Origin of the sequence: Hydrogenophaga sp. (genome assembly GCF_050250835.1) — a bacterium.
GTDB lineage: Bacteria > Pseudomonadota > Gammaproteobacteria > Burkholderiales > Burkholderiaceae_C > Hydrogenophaga.
Genome location: NZ_JBFWNX010000007.1, coordinates 158,127 through 175,488 on the forward strand (window position 1 = coordinate 158,127; position 17,362 = coordinate 175,488).

Consider the following 17,362-nt stretch of genomic DNA (forward strand, 5'->3'; position numbering starts at 1 on the left):
CCATGAAACCGCTCATCAAACCTCGCTGGATCCCTCTCGTCGGGTGGGCGGTGCTGGTCTCGGCCGGCCTGTTCTGCGGCTATGTCCTGTATGCGCGGCCGCCCACCTTCATCGGCGGCGCGCCGGCACCGGTCGCCCCGCTGGCCGAGAAGGATTCCATTGAACAGGCGCTCAGGAACCTCTCGACCCTCAAGTCGTCGGGCTGGCTGCAGCGCACCATCGAGCAACTGACGGTCGACCAGACCCGGGAAATCATCGCGCCGGCACCCGAAAAGCGGATGGATGCGACCGATGAAAACACCCAGCTCGCGCCTCCAGACCCCTCCCTTCGGGGCGCGGTCGTGGTGCGCTCGGGCTCGCGCCTCTACCTCGTGCTCGGTGCGCAACGGTACCGCCTGGGCGAGCGCATCACCACCGGCGAAACGGTGCACCGGCTGACCCTTCAGACAGTCGATCTTCTGTCGCCCGACGGCCGTACCCGGACGGTGGAAATTGGTCGCGGCATTGGCCCGGCGCCCGCCCAGAAGACCTGGTAATTCAAGGAGCATTCATGCGCGCGAAATACATGGTGATCACCGGCGCTCTGTCTCTGGTGGTTCTGGGCGGGGTGGTCTTTCACGACTCGCTGTTCCCGCGACGGGGCGAGACCGCTGCTGCCGGGCGCGCCGCTCAGGCCGCCAGGGAGGCCGTCCCCGCGAAGGTGCCATCGGCCTCCGCTCAGGGCGACCTGGCGGCGGTCGAAAACGAAGACCAGACACGTCCCGCCTGGATGAATCCACCGGCCACCGCCGGGCAGCCTCACGCCCCGTTGTCGTCTTCGGCGGATGCGCGGGCGGACGACGAGCGTGCGGTTCGCATGCGCGCGGCCATGAACCGGCTCGAACGGCTCCAGGCTCAGAAAAACGTGGACCCGCAGGCGGTGGACGAAGCTCTGGCCGAAGTGGAGCGCGCCCACGGTTCCAGCGTGCTGCAAGGCGTCCGTCTGGACGTGCTGCGCGAGAACCTCAAGGTGGCGGCCCGGATGCAGAAGGTCGCAGCCGAGCTGCAGGATCTCCAGCGGCGCAGCGCTTCGGGCGACATGAAGCCGGCGCAGCAAGCGGAGCTCAACAAGAAGCTGGCCGAAATGGAGGCCATGCAGCGCGAACTGCGCATGGATTTCTTCGTCGGCAACCCCGCACCGGTGAGGCCGTGATGGATGTGAACAGCAACCCACCTCCGAGCACGCCTTACCGGCGCCGCCAGGCGGGTGGGTTTCTGCTCGAACTGGCCCTGGTGATGCTGGTGGTCGGGGTGTTGACGGTGTCCACCTTCGAAGTTCACTCGACCATGCGCCAGCGGCAGCAAACCACCGACGCGAACAACGACCTGCTGTCGCTCGACGCCGCCTTGCGCACTTTCGTCATCCGCGAGCAGCGCCTGCCTTGCCCGTCGGCCGGAGGAGCCGGGCTGGAACAGACCCAGCTGGTCGGCGGTCGAGTGGCCGGTTGTCTGGCTTTCACGGGCGAAGTCCCGTTTCTCACCCTGGGCATGGAGATGCCGCCTTCCAGGCAAGGCTTCGTGCTGCGCTATGGCGTGGCGCCGGCGTTGTTCAGTGCCGGCCAGGCGCTGGTGGTCAGCGCCGAAGCCGCCAGCCATGTCAGCGGCGACACGTCGGTTCCGTACGTGGCGGGACCGGACACACAGCAGACCTTTGGCACCTGTGGCGTGGCGGCCATGAACCCTGCCTACGCGCTGATGTGGATGCCCGGGCCCGGCTCGGCCAATGCCGTCGACGTGCCACCCCTTTGCTTTCGGGAAAACGCAGACCAGTCGATGGGATTCCTGGCGGTCGGAGGGCCGGAGTTTCTCGGGTGGTTGATGGGGAGCCCGAGGCCGTAGACCCGCGCCCAGCAGGGGCCACCTCTTAAACGCAGTCCCCGCGGGGGACGCACTTTGTCAGCAGTCGGAGATACATGATGAAACGCGAAATTGCCCTGATCGGGATGGTGCTGTTGCTCAGCGGGTGTTCGCACCTGCAAAGCAATGCAAAAAGCCGGGCCGCGCAGCGGGCCGCTGCCGCAGCCGAATTGACCCAGGTCCGGGCTCAGCTGGCCGCCGACTCGGCGCGTTTGCGGGAGGCTCAGGAAGCCATCGCGCGCGAGATGGAGTTGCGCGCGCCGCCCGTGCCGCCCGCAGAGGTGTCCGACGTTGAACTCCCGCAGATTCCGTCCACGGGGCCTCTGTCGGGCAAGAAGTTCGGCATGAGCATGCAGGACGCCCGCATCGGACAACTGCTCTGGGTGGTCGCGCAGGAATTCAACATGGGCCTCTCGATCGACCCGGCTGTCCTTGAGTCGACCAAGACCGTGAACCTGTTCCTGAAGGACGTGACCGGACGCCAGGCGCTGGTGCACATTCTCAAGACCTTCGACGTCTACGGCAGCGTGGGCCCGGACAACGTGTTGCGCGTGAGCACCATGGAAGAGCGCATCTTCCCCGTGGACGCCCTGGCCATCCGGGGAGCCCTGGGGGTCAACGTGGGTGGCGATGCCTTGGGCGCGGGCACCGCCGAAGGCTCCAGTGGACTGCGCGACAGCGTCATCCTCTCGGGTGGTCTGGGCGACGACAAATCCGACGCATGGGCTTCGCTGGGCAAGACCCTGGACATCCTGCTGTCGGAAGAGGAAGGTGGCAAGTCCGGGGCCGAATCGACAACGAAGTCGGCCGAAGCAGCGCGGTACTCCATGGATCGAAGCAGCGGCAGCCTCTATGTCAGGGCCAGGCCTTCCAAGATTCAGACGGTCTCGAAGATGCTGGAGCGGGGGCGCACCTACCGCGGACGACAGGTGCAGATCGACGCTCAGTTGCTGGATGTGACCCTCAACAACGACTCCCAGCTCGGCATCAACTGGACCTCGCTCGGCAACCGGGTCATGGCCACGGTGGGCGCGTCGCCCGCCACCATCGGGCAGGCGCTGGGCACGATCGCCGCGCCGGCCAATCTGCTCAGCCGCTCGGTCACCATTCCCTCCCAGCTGATGGGCACCACCGGTGGCTCGGGCGGTGGCATCACCGTGTCCAACCGCGTGTTCTCCGCCACCATCAACGCACTCAAGTCCTATGGCAGGGTCAAGGTGCTGTCCAACCCGTCGCTGCGGGTCAGCAACGGCGTACCGGCTTTTCTCAGCGTGGGCACCAACTTCCGCTACGTCAAGGAAATCACCAAGGTGGCCGGCATGAGCCTGGGCGGCATGTCTGCGGGTGGTGTGGTCCCCATGACCTCCGAAGTCAAGACCGACAACGTCTTCTCGGGCGTGGTGCTGGGCCTGGGCGCAGTGGTGAAGGACAGCGGTGATATCGAACTCTTCGTGCGACCTTCGCAGACCGTGGTCCAGCGCGAAAGCCTGGCGCTGCTGGAAGTGGGCGACGGCAATCGGCTGACGCTGCCTGTTGTGGCCACCAAGAGCATGACCACCATGCTCAACATGCGCGATGGCGATGTGGTTCTTCTCGGTGGACTGATCGCCCAGGAATCGTCCAACGGAGGGCAGGGACTGCCCGGCCTGTCCGATGCGCCCGGGCTCGGTGCGCTGTTCCGCTCCACGTCCGAAGCCGGTGAAACGCGTGAACTCGTGATGATCATCCGCGCGCGGATCGTCCAGTAAATCTTTTCAAGCGCCCCCCGATGTCGACTCAACCGCGCCTCTCCGCCGAGCAGCAGTCCGAGCTGCTGGGGCAGATGCTCATCCGCAAGAACATGCTCGATGCGGTCGAGCTGGAGTACGTGCGGCAAAAGCAGGCGGCGGGTGGTGGTCTGTTGCGCACCGTCCTGGTCCAGGAAGGGCTGATCGGCGAGCAGGACGTGGTGCGCGAACTCAGCGAGCTTCAAGGGCTGGCGTATGTGGACGTCGCCACTCTGGACGCACCCGACAACGCCCTGCTGGCCATGTTTCCACGCGAGCTGTGCCTGACCTCGCACTTTCTACCCATCGGCAAGAAAGACCAGACCCTGCACGTGCTGCTGGGCGATGCCGAGGCCGACGATGTGGCCCAACTGGTGCTGCGCCGCACCGGCATGCGTTCAAGCTTCGTGCGCGGGCAGTTCTCCGAGGTGATGCGGTTCATCCGCCATTGCTACCACTTCTCCCGGCATCCGCCCGAGGAAGATGTGAAGCGCGAAACCGATCGCCTGGTCAAGGACACCGAGCACGCCCACTCGCCCGAGTACTTCCTCGACAGCCTCATGCACTGGGCCGTGCGCGAGCGCGCCACCGACATCCACATCACACCCAGTCCCAGGGGATTTCACATCCTCTGCCGCATCGACGGCGTGTTGCAGCCCATGATCGCCCTGCCACCCTCGCTGGGGCGGCTGACCGGTTACATCAAGCTGCGTTCGGAAATGGACATCTCCGAGCAGCGCCGGCCGCAGGACGGCAGCTTTCGTGTGGTGGTGTTTGAAGTGCCCATCACGATCCGGGTGTCCACCATCGTCACCGAGTACGGCGAGCGCATGGTGTTGCGCCTGCTGCCCGAAGCGCACGACATCCAGGATCTGGCCGCCCTGGGCTTCTTCGACGAAGACGTCGCGTCGATCGCGCGCGTGATGGAAAACCCGGTGGGCATGGTGCTCATCACCGGGCCGACAGGGTCGGGCAAGAGCAGCACGCTGCACGCCGGCCTGCGCATGCAGCATCTGATCGAACGCAACGTGCTGACCGTGGAAGACCCGCTGGAATACCGTGTGCCGGCGGCCGGGCAGACCGAAGTCAACCGCCGTGCAGGCTACGACTTCGGCACCGCCTTGCGCCACTTCCTGCGGCACGATCCCGACGTGATCCTGGTGGGCGAAATGCGCGATGCCGAAACCGCGCAGGCCGCGTTCGACGCCGCCGCCACCGGTCACCTGGTGCTCACCACGCTGCACGTGACGACCGTGTTCGGTGTGGTGCCGCGCCTTCGGCCCATGGGCCTGTCGCCCCAGGTGATCGCCGAAAACCTGAAGCTGGTGATCAACCAGCGCCTGGTGCGCAAGCTCTGCACGGCCTGCGCCGAGCAGGCCCCCTTCTCGGATGAGGAATGCCAGTGGCTGGGCGTGGCGTCAGGCACCCAGGGTTACGCCGCCAGGGGTTGCCCTCGTTGCAGAGGCACGGGCTTTCACGGCCGCCTGCCGCTGTACGAACTGCTTCGGGTCGACGAGGACATGGCCAACGCCATCGCCGACGACGCCGGGCGCGAAGCCATTCGCACGCTGGCCTTCAACCTCGGTTTCACGCCCATGACCCAGGTCTCAAAGCGGCGGGTGCTTCTGGGGCAGACCACCACCGCCGAAATTTTCCGGGTCACCGGCGAAGGGCCTGAACGATGAGTGGCGTCTTCTACTACGAGGTCATGTTCTCGGGGGGGCAGACCACCAAGGGCATCGTCGTGACGCCTTACGAGCGCAGGGAAGCGGCCTCGGCCTGGATTGAAAAGCGCACCGACGGCATGGTGGTGGCCTTGCACAGCCTGCCCGCCGGGCTGGCCCAGCTTTACCGCCTGGGCCGCTCGATCACCCGGGCCACACCCGGCTCCAAGGATGTGGCGGGCATGATGCGGGACGTGGCGGTGATGGTGTCCAGCGGCATCCCCTTGCTCGAAGCCTTTCGCACTCTGGCAGAAGACGACTCGCCCGAAGCGAACAAGGCCATCACCGGCCTGTGCCGACTCATGCTCGAAGACCTCAGCGCAGGTGCCACCGTCACCGAAGCCTTTGCGCGCCAGGCCGAAATCTTCCCCGAGTCGGTCCGCAGCCTCGTGGCCATTGGCGACGCGTCCGGCACCATGGGGCAGATGCTGCAGGAGGCGGCGGACCACCTGGATCGCGTCATCAACATGAAGTCCGACGCCAAGCAGGCCATGATCTACCCGGCGTTCTCCTTCCTGGCCATCTTTGGTGCAGCGGCGTTCTGGATCGTCTACGTCATGCCCAGCATGGTGGACCTGTTCAAACAGATGAACGCCAAGTTGCCCGCCCTCACGGTGGCGGTGCTTGCCGGCGCCGAATGGCTCAACGAGCACTGGATTGTCGTGGTGGGCTTGACCGTGTCCTTCCTGGTGACGGTGGTCTGGACCTGGAAAAGCAGCCGCAGCTTTCGACGCCTGGGTTACACGGCCATGCATCGGTTGCCCATCTCCCGCGTGCTGGTCACGTCATCGGGCCTGGCGTTTCTGGCCGAGTACCTCGCCATCCTCACCCGCTCCGGGCTTGACGTGGTGAGCAGCCTGCGCATCCTGGAGCGCAGCACAGCCGACATCTATTACGAGGAAAGACTCACCGCCGTGCGCCAGTACGTCGAACGCGGCGACCGCGTGTCTTCGGCCATGCGCCTCATTGGCGGCTTTCCCAACCTCATGGTTCGCATGATCGCGGTGGGCGAAGACTCCGGCACGCTCGACAACCAGTTGTCTTACCTCGCGGCCGAATACGGCAAGCGCCTGAAGCAGACCGTGGCGATCATCGCCGAGATCATCAAACCGCTGGTGGTGGTCATTGCGGGCGGGGTGTTCCTGGTGTTGATCATGGCCCTGCTGCTGCCGGTCTACGACCTCGTGCGCCAGGCCATGGCCAGGCCGATGTGATGAATCAACAAACCAAACAACAAAACATAAGACTCAGGGTGGCAGATTGACATTGCGCGGGTAGTCATCATGAAAAACGCAGCCAGTTGGACGCGAGCACTTCACGACCACCGCCGACGCCAGCAGCGCGGCGTGGCTGCCATTGCCATGGCGCTGCTGAGCCTGGGCGTTTCCGGCGCGGGGCTGGTCAGCTTCATGCTGACGCGTGCGCAGGACGGGCACAGCCAGGTGTTGAACCAGTCGCAGGTGCTGGCGTGGGCGGACAAGGCGGTGCGGGACTTCGCGCTGGCCAATGGTCGATTGCCCTGCCCGGCGGCGGCGCCGAACGGAGAGGAAGATTGCAGCAACCTGGCCGGAACGTCGGCCAAAGGCTGGTTGCCGGTGGCCTCCCTTTCCGATGCGCAACACGACGGCCGGGGCAGCGCGCGCATCACGTACCTGGTGTCACTGGGCCAGGAGGGGGCGGGCAGCCTGACGGACCTCAGTGCGTCCACGGCGGCGTTTCTGCCGCGGCTGGAAAACGGATTGCCCCAGACCAACTACCCCGGCTACGCGGGTCCTCCCGCCGAGTTCCCCTCCGGCCAGTCCGCCATCCGGGGCACCATGGACATCTGCGCCAAACTGGTCATGCTTCGCGGAGGCTGGCAGGTTCACCTGGAGCAAACACAGCTCAACGGCGCTCCGGTCGCGACCGTGGTGCCCGAGCGCTGGCGCATTGCGGCCGACAACACCGTCGCCCCTGGCGCACCGGTGTTGTCGGCAAACCTGGCCTATGGCGTGGCGGTCGCTGCGCAGGGCGCACCCGCGGCGGCTTCTTCCAGCAACGCGGATTTCGGTTTGCAGCAAATGGAATCCCCCTCGCGTCCCCGTGACGCGCAGTACCAGGACATGGTCAAAATCACCGGGCCCGCCGAACTGTACGACGCGTTCGGCTGCGCAGGCGCCATCGCTTCACTCGACACCATGCTGGTGGCGCACGCCTGGTCCGGGGTGAACGAGGGCAATCGACAGGGGGGGATCAAGTTCGCCGGGCGGGTGATCGAAATCAGCAGGCTGGGGCTGGCGGCCGACACCATTGGCCTGACCACTCAGATGGCCGAACAGGCCAACGCCCTGTTCAACAACTCTGGCAACGTGGTCAAGCTGGCCCAGGCGCAAGCGAACTTCCTGTTTGAGTGGCCGTTCATCCCGGTTCACATCGCGGGCATCGCGCAAGCCAGCGCAGGCGCCGCCATGACCGTGATCGATATGGCCATCAGTGCGGCCGCCATGGCAGTGGACGTGATCTACATGCAGGGATACGGAGCCGCCAAAGACACCCTGGAGTCGTTCACCGTCTGGACAGGTGGGCGCGGCATGCTGGAGCAGGTCCATGAGCTCGGCATTCCCCCCACGCTGGTGCCGAACCCCATCGTTCCGGGCGTCCAGCCGCCGGTGGTGCCGCCCGACCTGGGAACACCGAGATGAACACACACCGACAACGGCCACGCGCACCGCAACGCGGCTGGAGCCTGCTCGAATCGGCCATGGTGCTGTTGCTGGTGGGCGCCATGTCCACCGGGGTATGGAAGACCCTGGAACTGGTCGGCAAGAACCAGGCGGGCGAGCATTCTCATGATGTCTTGCAGCGGGCCGAGGACGCTCTGTATGGCATGGCCCTGCGCGACCTCCAGTTGCCCATGCCCGAGGACGCCACCGTGTCGCCCGACCGTCCGAACCACTGGGTGGGCTGGCTGCCCCAAGACGTGCTGGGCACCGAGCCTCGGCGCAGCATCCGCTACATCGTGGATGCGGACCTGGTGACGCCCATCGGGGCGCTGCGTTTTCAGGCCGATCCCATGCAGCTGATCTCCAACCCACTGCCTCCGGCCGCGCCACTTCTCGCGCCCCGCGGCGCGGCCAACGGACTCGACCTTTGCTTCAAGCTCATTCAGCGGGAATCTTCGGCCGCCGGTGAAGTGAATGGTATGGGCCTGGCCTTTGGCGTGCAGCAGATCGACCAGGTCGAACCCCTGAACGCTGCCGGACCCCGCTTTGACTTCGGCCAGGCGCCCGCCGCACAGGCCGAAACGCGCAACGAGCTCAAGACCCGCACGCAGGGGCATCTGGAAATGGTGCATCGCATGGGGTGCATCCAGGGATTTGCGCGCCTCACGACGGAGGTCAAATCCGCTGCGGTCTTCAACGACCTGCACACCGTCGCGCGAATCAACATGGATCTCAAGGGACTGGAACATCAGGCCGCGCGCGACTTTCTGCGCAGCCACGAATGGCGCCGCCGGGTGGCCATGACCAACCTGACCGTCGCCAACCTGAAAGTCATCACCAACCTCATCGCCATGAGCACCACGCCCGCAGGGCTGGTATTGGGCGCGGGCAACGTCGCACCCCACGCATTGCTCATCGCGCTGTGGGCACAACTCATCGAGCTGTCGGACATCGGGGTCGCGGCCAATGCGGCCGCCCTCCCGGGCCTGGAGGCCGCTCACCAGAATGCACGGACCTACGCCAACGATCTCGCGGTGCAACGAGACCATCACATGGCGCGAGCCAATGACTTCCAGGCCCGTGGAGTGCGCCCATGACCCACACCCCCCACATGAACTCACGCCGTCGCCAGCGCGGTCTGTCTCTGATCGAGGCCGCTCTGGCCATGGTCATCATGGGGGTCGCGAGCGCCATGTCGTGGCAGACCATCCGCAGCTCCATCGAGTCGGTCAACCAGGCCGAGACCCACAGCCACCTGGATCGCGCCGAGGCCGCCCTGCTGGCGTACATCGCCCTCAACAACCGCCTCCCATGCCCGGCCTCCAGCCCCGATGGCTTGGAGAACTGTTCGGTGCCTCACGTGGCCGGCAGGCAATTCTTTCCCTACCTCACCCTGGGCGTGCCAGAGCCCAAATTGGGACGCCTGCAGTACGTGCCTTACGACCTGTCCAGGTTGCCGCCACGCCAGTACCCCACCGGCCAGTTCCATGTGCGGCTGAACGACCAGGCGATTTCTGTGAACAGCGCCCCGCGAGCGCACATCACCCAGCTGCGAGACGTCGCCTCCACCACCTACGACGGCATCCTCGACACCTGCCAGGCGCTCTCTCGCATCGGCGACGCGCGCATGAACGCCTTCACGCTGGAGCAGGTACCCGCCGACAGTTCGTTCATGAGCAGTATGGCGCGGACCACCCGCCGTGTCCGAGCCGCGCAGGTGTCGGACTACCTGTCCTGCAATCCCCTGGCCTCAGTGGGCGGGCGAAGCCAGTACAACGCCCACCTTGCCTCGGCGATCATGAGCAAGACGCTGAAAGAGTACAAGTGGATCTTCGAGGCCGACTATGGCACCTACAACCTCGACCTTGCAGAATCCGCATTCAACCTGTCGACCAAGGTCTATGGTGAGCTGATGCGTTGGCCCAAGACCATGCAGGGACTGTCCAAATTTTTCGAGTCGCGGTTCGGCGATTTCAATGCCGTGCGCATGATGACCACCTCGGTCATCAACCAGGCCGCCTCCACCGCCGCCGTGGTGGCTCAAACGTCCAACGTCCAGCGTTTCAAGACCAACCTGGCCGCAGCGCGTGCGCGGTACCGCGTCATCCTCGACCTGACCAGAAGGGCGGATGCCGCCTACCTCACCGCATGGCAGCACGCCGTGCTGTCCAGTTCCAGCGCCTACTTCCTGCGGGAGCAGACCGTGGTGCCCCAGGTACCTCCTCCACTCGGCACGTTGGCAGCCGGGATGCAGAATCCCCTCGCCCAATCCTTGATCGACCTGGCTCGAAATCGCGCCGACGACTTCGGTGCCGGCTTCATCAGCTCAGAGCTGGAGCCGCTTCCCGGTCCTTCCGAAGTCGCGCCTGGCCTTTCCAACGATTTTGCCGTCGACACCAAAGATCTGCCTCCGGATGTCCTCAATGCGGAGCAGCCTCAAAAAGAGGCCACCGGTGATGCCGCTGGCGGAATGCAGGACAGCGACCTGGGTCTCGACCCCGACCTGCGGCCAGAAGCGAATTCGAGAGTGCTGACAGATGAAGAGATCGCGCGTCAGGCTTTCGATGAAGACACCACGAACCAGGAGCTTGAACGGGCCGGTGAGATCGAGCGACGGGTGCGGGATGCGGTGAACACCAGGGCCGAACAAGGAGGCCAATGAAAAGCAAATTTCGTTTCGTCGAGCGCGGCTTTTCTCTGCTGGAAATGTCGATGGTGCTGGTCATCATCGGCGTGCTGCTCGGCGCGGTCATGGTCGGGACCGACGTCTTGCGCCAGGCCAAGAACCAGCAGCTGTTTTCGGTCTTCATATCAGGTTGGCGTGACGCGTTCTCTCGGTACACCCAGGTAATTGGCGTGGTGCCGGGCGACAACCCAACCACGCCCAACAACATGATTGGCGTGGCTTTGAACACCTGGTTGTGCGATACACCGCCCAACAACGACCTGAGCAACGTGCTGTTGGCGGCCCGAATTCGCATTCCCCAGGGTCGAGGGTTGGGACGGGAAAGCCGGTATGTCTACCAGGACTCCCTTGGCACGCCGCATGAACTCCAGGTGTGCTTCGCCACCATCAACTGGTCTGTTCAGGGAGCGGCTGTGGGTCTGTTTGCAAGTTCGCCGCGCCATGTCATGCGCCTCACCGGCCTCACGACCGAGCTGGCGCTGCAACTGGACGTTCTCATTGACGGCAGCGTGAGCGCGCGGTTCGGCCAGTTCCGGCTCGTTACCTTCGAGAATTCACTGATCGCCGCCGATGCGGGCTGGGGAGACCTCGAATCCGTGCCCGGGCAGCAGGAAAGCGCAAGGAACCTGGTCACCGCCTACTTCGAAATGCTCTGAAGTCGGGTAGGCTGGCACCCCTATCAGGTTCACCGGAGATCTCCGGGGACGGAAGAGCGTTGCCCTGCTGTGCTGAAGCCTGCAATGACAGGCCAATGGGAGGGGGGGCACGTCTGGATTGACGTCTTGCAGCTCTTCCCCGGGCGCTTGCAAGGTTTTGGGCACGGCCTCCTGGCCCGCTGCCGCCATCCGCTCAATAAAAAAACCCCCCGCATTGCTGCGGAGGGTTAACTTGGAGTGTCCTCAGCTCAGGCTGGCCACAGCCAGCCAGGGCTTCAGAACTTGTGGCGCATGCCGAAACCGTAGAGCTTGTCCGTGGTGTCGCCAGCAGGCAGCGGTGCAGCCAGCTTGGTCTTGACTTGGGTCATGCCTGCGTACAGCGTGGTGCGCTTGCTCAGGTCGTAGCGGTACTCGAGGCCATAGGACGAGGTCTTGGCCAGTTTGACGCCAGAGGTGGCGTTCTTGATGTTCTCGCCGCCCATGCCTGCATTGAGGCTGCCAGCCGAACCCAGCGGCACCGCCACGCTCAACACATAGCCGTTTTCCTTGAGGCCATTCACGTAGCCGTCTTTCTGGGTGATGAACTGGCCCAGGACCTTGGCCATGCCAAAGTCGTAGCTGGCGCCCAGACCGGTGGACTTGGCGGAGCCGGCGCCAGCACCCGGGCGCTTCACGGTTTCGTACACACCTTGCACGGCGAACGAGCCGATCGTGTAGGCAGCCGACAGGCCAATCGAGCGGCCAGCGGATGCGCCCGGCGTGCCGTTTTCGCCGAAGGCGTATTGCACGGCCCCCGTGAAGCCACCCATGTTCGGCGAGGTGTACAGCAGCGAGTTGTCCCAGCGCACGGCGGGGGCTTGCGGCATGGATGCGGCGTTGGCACCGGGAATGGCGACGCCAATATTGCCAAATGCGGCCTGCAGCGACGTACCAAAAATGGCGTTGGTGGCGGAGAAGCTGGACGTGCCCTGCGCGTCGAAGCTGTCCATCAGCAGGAACAGCTGGGTGTACTGGCGGCCCATTTCAATGGAGCCGAAACCACCGCTCAGACCCATCTTGCTGGTGCGGGTGAAGCCGGTGCTGGCGCCCGTGTCGGCGCTGATGGAGGATTCCAGCTGGAAGTTGGCCTTCAGGCCGCCGCCCAGGTCTTCGGAGCCACGCAGGCCCCAACGGCTGCCGCTCAGGCCGCCGCTGTTCAGGCTCATGCCATTTTTGACCATGGTGTTGACGGTAGCGCCGACGGTCGTGTTGTTCGGAAGAACGGCGTTGAAAGGCACACCACCAAAATTGGTCTTCGTGGTGCTTTCGCCCACAAACATGTCCACCACGCCATACATCGTCACGTTGGACTGAGCGTGTGCGGCACCGGCCATGGCGCCGAGGGCGGCCAGGGCGATCATCGTTTTCTTCATGAAGACTCCTAGATAAGAGATTGAGAGCACAGGATTGATAAAGCCGCCGGGGTTCAGCCTTTTGGGCTCCGAACGGCTCCGTCGTGGTCGAGATGCGAACTTTTTTGCACTTCGAGCACTTGGAAAACAGGAATCTAGGGGGCTGGCCGCAGGGCTCGCGGCGAAGGATCGAGGCGCGGCCCCGGGAGAATGGATGCCGGAAAAATGGGAACTAAATGCCCAATTTCCTGCAAAACGGGCGTTTTTGGGCCTTGGCCGATGGGCCAGACGAGCGGCTGCGATGAGGCCGTGCATCCCCTTTTCGAGCGGCGCCTCTGGACGCCTTCAAGCAGACAAATTGCAGCCTGATGCCTGCAAATACCGGGTGATGGCGAAAAGTCGTCGATTGGTGCTTTGTGGTTCGCTCGCAAAGATCGGCGGCAACATCGTCCGATCGGTTGTCAGGGTGCCTGTTGAGAACGTTCAACCATCTGCACAGAACACATGCTTTTGTGTTCATGAACCCCAAAGTGTTGCAAAAATGGGACGTTTGTGGCGTTGTGCCCGGTCACATCCCCCTGGCGATGCCGGCACACAAGTGTGAACAAGTTGCGGTTTTCGCCATCGCCAACGCCGCCGGAAAGCGGCGTGCGCAGGCCAGCGGCGTGAGCTTGTGCACAGGCTGGCGTGCTCAAAGAGGGCGCCTGGAGATTTGGTGCGAAATCTACGCACGCTGGTTCGGCGCCAGACCCCTTTGGTGACTTCCCGCGACGGCCCTGTGTCGGGGCTGATGCAATGAACTCCACTGTGAAAGACGCAACGCGAGGCTTACCGGTCCCGCGCCACCGCCCTCACGGACCGCGTCGCGGAATCGCTGCGGCGCCCAGTTTTGTGTTGCTCATCAATCCAAGGGAAGCATCATGGAAGCCACGGAATTCAGCCAGTTGCCGACGGACGAACCGATCGACGCGAAGTTTGACCTCATCCAGGGCGCCATCGTGGTCCATGGCCACGCCTTGAGGTTCTGGGGTGGCCGCGGGGTCCAGCACCTGTTTCTTGGCGTGGGGCGGTCGTTCGACCTCACTTGTGGGGTGGGCGGCGCCGATCGTCTCTACCTTCAAGGTTCCAGTGCCCAGCACCGGGTGGTCGTGTCGGGCGACGTGCTGACCTTGCTGCATGAGGCGCAGGGAACCGAGGTCAGCCTGCACGCCAGTCGCGGCCCGAGGGAGCTGGTATTTGAAGACGGAGCGGTGACCCTGGGGTCGCTTTGGCGAAGCAGTCGGCAGGTGTCCGCCCTGCTGGGCGTGGTGGGTGAAGCAGCCGCTGGTGCGCTGGCGACCGTGGCGAGCCACGTCAGGGCCGCGCCCCGGGCGCCTGTAGGCGCATTGCCCGACGGTGCGGTGCTTCAAGTGGAAGGCGTGGGTGGCGTCGAGACGGTGTACGTCGGTGGCTCAGAGATCCAGGTTCACCTGGCCGGCCGGCTGGCGGAGCACCGCGTGGCCGTCAAGGGCCAGGCCCTCGCGCTGGGCCGTCGTGCCAGCGGCCTGCTGGAAATGGCCTACGTGGTCGGCTCGCAGCGTCTGGCGTTCGCCGATGGCGAGGTGGCGGCCGACGCTCTCTTTCATGCGGTGCAGCACAACGAACCCTGGCCCGTGCCCCACGGTGCCCGCACTCCCGAACTCCCGCGCATCACCGCTGTGGCGCTCGATTTCGATTCCGCCGACGGCGCATGGTCTGACGAATGGCCAGGTGCCTTGCCCAGCGGCCTGTTTGCGGGTTGCCGCGCAGGACAGGCCTTCGAGGCCAGCGTGTCGCTTGAAGAAGCGGTCAAGGTGGAGGGGTCCCCGCGCCTTCAGCTTTGCGTGGCCGGACGGCGGCGAGCCGCCCAATACATGGGTGGCAGCGGCACCAACACCTTGCGATTCGTCTACACCGTCACGGAAGAAGATGTGGCCATGGGCGCCAGCTGCGACACCAAGGGCATGACACTCACCGCCTCAGGCAACCTCGACGTGGAGGTGGGGCCGGTGCTCACGTCGGGCGCCGCCATTCGCCCGCTGCAGCCCGTCATGTTGCTGGCTTCTGCAGCCAACCAGCCAGTCTTGCAGACACCCGCTGAAAGCGATTGGCAGACGTTGATCAGCGAGAGCGAGCGGCGCCTGGCCCGTGACCTGGTGCAGCTCGACGAACCTGTTCCCGAAGTTGCCCGGACCGCCGGCGCCCGCTGGCCCATGCGAGCACCGTGCGCAATCGATGTGGAACTTGACCTGCTGCTCGATGTGGACCTGACGGCCCTGGAGCGGTCGGTCGAAATGGCCTGAGCGCGCCGGCTCAGGCTGGCTCGGCCTCGAAGGCCGCGCGCAGTTCACAGGTGGACACGTTGCCCACCAACTGCCAGGACGACGACGAGCTTCCATTCTTCGTGATCTTTTCAGGGTCCGGGAGATCTCCCTCCACCTCGAGGCGAACCTTGACCAGCCGGTCCTCGCCCCTGGCGCCACCGAGCAACTGGATGTGTACGCGGTTGATCGTCTGTGTCACCTGCAGGTTCCACAGCAACTGCCGCAACAGCTGCTTGGCGTGGACGCGCCGGACGCTTTTCGGAAACTCGACGGTGACACCGGGCAGCGTGGCCTGTCCCCGGTGATCGGCCACCACTCGGACGTGCGCAAGCAGCCAGTTTTCCAGGCCATCGCGATCGGTCCAGCCATCCTCGCGTTGCAGCAGCGCGCTGTGGAGCAGGTAGTCCGACAGCAGGTAGATCATCGCGGGCTCCACGGGGCGCCCCCGCTCAGCCGTCAAGGCCATCTTGTTCATGGCGTTGAGGACGCAATGAATGTCCCACAGCATCGGCGGTGCGCTGCGCTTGGTCGAGAGGCTGCGGCCTTTCACCATGGATCGCCAGTGCGTCAACAGTGCACCAATGACGATGCCTGCGATGAAGGTGGTGGTTGCGCCGGTGGCGCTCATCAACCAGTTGCTCATGTTCTCTCCCCCTCGGTGTTGGTATGTGGTGCGCTGGCGCGCGATGGGTGATGGTTCAAGCCGATTCTGGTTGCCCCGGCAGACTCATGGGCCAGGTCGGTGGGTGCACATGGTCTTGCTCCAGTTTGCGGCGACGAGCCTTCTCGAGCATGGAGCCGGTCAGGTGGGGAAGTGTGTCTGCCAGGTTGCGCGCTTGCGAGATGCGCTGGGCCACCTGCCGGGCAATCATCTCCAGATCGTCCCGTTGCCCGAGGTACCAGGCCAGTTCCTGCGAAGGCGAGTCATCCTCGCGCAGGCTGTGAGCCGAGGCCATCAGGCACCGCTTGAATCCTGGGTCCAGCCCTGCGAAATACCAGTTCAGCAAGGCGTCGTCGTCCGGCGCGGCAGGCTTGGTGGCTGGCAGCCACATCACAGGCGCGCCGCTTTCCATGGCGCGAAGCGCCACATCGCGCTCACCGCAGAAGATCAGGTCACTGCCCCAGATGATTTCGTCGAGGCGGCTCCAGCTCATGGGGGGCAGGTTCAGGCAGCGCAATGTCCCATGTGACACGGTGGGCGCCGGCGTTCCAGTTCCCGCCGTGGAGCCGAACAACACGAGCACAGGCTGGCTGCATGCCTGTGCCAGCGTGTCGAGAAAGACGCCCATGTTGGCAATGGCCGCGTTCCAGCAGCACACGATGAGCGTGTCCTTCGCCAGATCGCCCGGCAGCCCCAGGCTCTCCAGCGTGGTCTGGGGCAGGTTCACATTCACATGAGATTTCCAACGTGCGCGCATGTCGGCGGTGCTTCGCGCATCTTTGATAAGGCCCATATTTTCGGCCTTTTCGTCCTGAACGACATCGAAACGCAGGGTGTTGCATGGCGCAGCACCCGCGGTGTCATCCAGCGCCCCCATCGGGTGTCCGAGCGGCCAGATGCGCAAGAGTTTGCAATGGCTCTCGGCGCCATAGGCCATGCGCTCACGATAACGCCGGGGAATCTCCGTATCGCCGAGGCACACCACATGGTCGGCCGGGGCGACGGCATCGGCCAGGCGCAGGCGCATCAATTCGCAGTTCTGCCATGGTTGCACCCAGAGGGCCGGGTCAATTTTCGCGCTCAACGCGGTCATGCGGCCGGGGTCGTCCACAAAGAGCCGCACCCGCTGCGTTTTCACGCCCGCAAGCTGGGCCGCCAGCAAGGTGATGCTTCTCAGGCCATCGTTCGGCTGGGTTGGCGCAAAGAGATCCCAGGTGATGTTCGGCGATGCGGTATGTCGGCTCATGGAAACCTCCGGGTTTGAAAGCCTTTTGATGGGCCACGCCTGGCCGCAACAAAGGCCTCCTGGTGGGGGCTTCCTGCTGCCCGTCTGGACCATCGGAACCGACACATCATCGTTGTTGAATTTCCATTTGCACTCGGAAGGTGATGAGATGCAAATTGGCTGCGTCGAACTGCAATTTTTCAGGATCGAGCATCGCCGACCTCCGTGGTTTTCGTCAGCACCGGCCACCCTGGTGGGAATCCAGGAACCTGAACGCCTGGTGCGACAAGCGCTTCGCTGACCTCTGGTATAG

The 17,362-nt window shown here is 64.4% G+C and carries 15 protein-coding genes; 12 read left to right on the forward strand and 3 right to left on the reverse strand.

What is annotated here, in order from left to right:
- The first annotated feature begins 2 nt into the window (after positions 1-2).
- The 10 genes from AB7F11_RS11475 (at position 3) to AB7F11_RS11520 (ending at position 11,430) form a co-directional block, all read left to right on the forward strand.
- Positions 3-536, forward strand: coding sequence for a hypothetical protein (locus AB7F11_RS11475; protein WP_428290922.1), 534 nt, complete (start codon positions 3-5; stop codon positions 534-536).
- 14 nt (positions 537-550) lie between these two features.
- Positions 551-1,192: a hypothetical protein gene (locus AB7F11_RS11480; RefSeq protein ID WP_428290923.1), complete on the forward strand. Its 642-nt coding sequence runs from the start codon at positions 551-553 to the stop codon at positions 1,190-1,192.
- Positions 1,192-1,878 carry a type II secretion system protein gene (locus AB7F11_RS11485; protein ID WP_428290924.1) on the forward strand — a complete coding sequence of 229 codons (687 nt, stop codon included), beginning with the start codon at positions 1,192-1,194 and terminating at the stop codon, positions 1,876-1,878. Before AB7F11_RS11480 ends, AB7F11_RS11485 begins: the two co-directional genes overlap by 1 nt.
- Before the next feature lie 77 nt (positions 1,879-1,955).
- Entirely contained in the window at positions 1,956-3,644 is a 1,689-nt protein-coding gene (gene mshL, locus AB7F11_RS11490) for a pilus (MSHA type) biogenesis protein MshL (RefSeq protein ID WP_428290925.1), read from the forward strand.
- A gap of 20 nt (positions 3,645-3,664) precedes the next feature.
- The gene (locus tag AB7F11_RS11495) at positions 3,665-5,347 is read left to right on the forward strand and encodes a GspE/PulE family protein (RefSeq protein ID WP_428290926.1); all 1,683 of its coding nucleotides are present in this window, start codon (positions 3,665-3,667) and stop codon (positions 5,345-5,347) included.
- Positions 5,344-6,600, forward strand: a complete 1,257-nt coding sequence (locus AB7F11_RS11500; RefSeq protein WP_428290927.1) for a type II secretion system F family protein — start codon at positions 5,344-5,346, stop codon at positions 6,598-6,600. Before AB7F11_RS11495 ends, AB7F11_RS11500 begins: the two co-directional genes overlap by 4 nt.
- Positions 6,601-6,669: 69 nt before the next feature.
- Positions 6,670-8,067: a hypothetical protein gene (locus AB7F11_RS11505; protein WP_428299995.1), complete on the forward strand. Its 1,398-nt coding sequence runs from the start codon at positions 6,670-6,672 to the stop codon at positions 8,065-8,067.
- Positions 8,064-9,185, forward strand: a complete 1,122-nt coding sequence (locus AB7F11_RS11510) for a hypothetical protein (RefSeq protein WP_428291584.1) — start codon at positions 8,064-8,066, stop codon at positions 9,183-9,185. Before AB7F11_RS11505 ends, AB7F11_RS11510 begins: the two co-directional genes overlap by 4 nt.
- Positions 9,182-10,750, forward strand: coding sequence for a type II secretion system protein (locus AB7F11_RS11515; protein WP_428291583.1), 1,569 nt, complete (start codon positions 9,182-9,184; stop codon positions 10,748-10,750). The genes AB7F11_RS11510 and AB7F11_RS11515 overlap by 4 nt, the downstream gene beginning before the upstream one ends.
- Positions 10,747-11,430 carry a type II secretion system protein gene (locus tag AB7F11_RS11520; RefSeq protein ID WP_428291582.1) on the forward strand — a complete coding sequence of 228 codons (684 nt, stop codon included), beginning with the start codon at positions 10,747-10,749 and terminating at the stop codon, positions 11,428-11,430. Before AB7F11_RS11515 ends, AB7F11_RS11520 begins: the two co-directional genes overlap by 4 nt.
- Positions 11,431-11,705: 275 nt before the next feature.
- On the opposite strand, the gene AB7F11_RS11525 is transcribed toward AB7F11_RS11520, so the two are convergent.
- Positions 11,706-12,842 (reverse strand): porin, encoded by a 1,137-nt coding sequence (locus tag AB7F11_RS11525; protein ID WP_428299994.1) that lies wholly within the window; start codon positions 12,840-12,842, stop codon positions 11,706-11,708.
- A gap of 899 nt (positions 12,843-13,741) precedes the next feature.
- Here AB7F11_RS11525 and AB7F11_RS11530 point away from each other — a divergent pair.
- Positions 13,742-15,142, forward strand: coding sequence for a hypothetical protein (locus AB7F11_RS11530; protein WP_428291580.1), 1,401 nt, complete (start codon positions 13,742-13,744; stop codon positions 15,140-15,142).
- A 10-nt stretch (positions 15,143-15,152) separates the two neighbouring features.
- Here the strand turns inward: AB7F11_RS11530 and AB7F11_RS11535 are convergent, their stop codons facing one another.
- Positions 15,153-15,806 (reverse strand): hypothetical protein, encoded by a 654-nt coding sequence (locus AB7F11_RS11535; RefSeq protein WP_428291579.1) that lies wholly within the window; start codon positions 15,804-15,806, stop codon positions 15,153-15,155.
- Positions 15,807-15,861: 55 nt separating this feature from the next.
- On the reverse strand, positions 15,862-17,070 hold the full coding sequence (gene earP / locus AB7F11_RS11540) for an elongation factor P maturation arginine rhamnosyltransferase EarP (protein ID WP_428291578.1): 1,209 nt from the start codon (positions 17,068-17,070) through the stop codon (positions 15,862-15,864).
- Between earP and AB7F11_RS11545 the strand changes: the two genes are divergently transcribed.
- Positions 17,069-17,350: a hypothetical protein gene (locus AB7F11_RS11545; protein WP_428291577.1), complete on the forward strand. Its 282-nt coding sequence runs from the start codon at positions 17,069-17,071 to the stop codon at positions 17,348-17,350. The genes earP and AB7F11_RS11545 overlap by 2 nt on opposite strands.
- Positions 17,351-17,362: the final 12 nt, after the last annotated feature.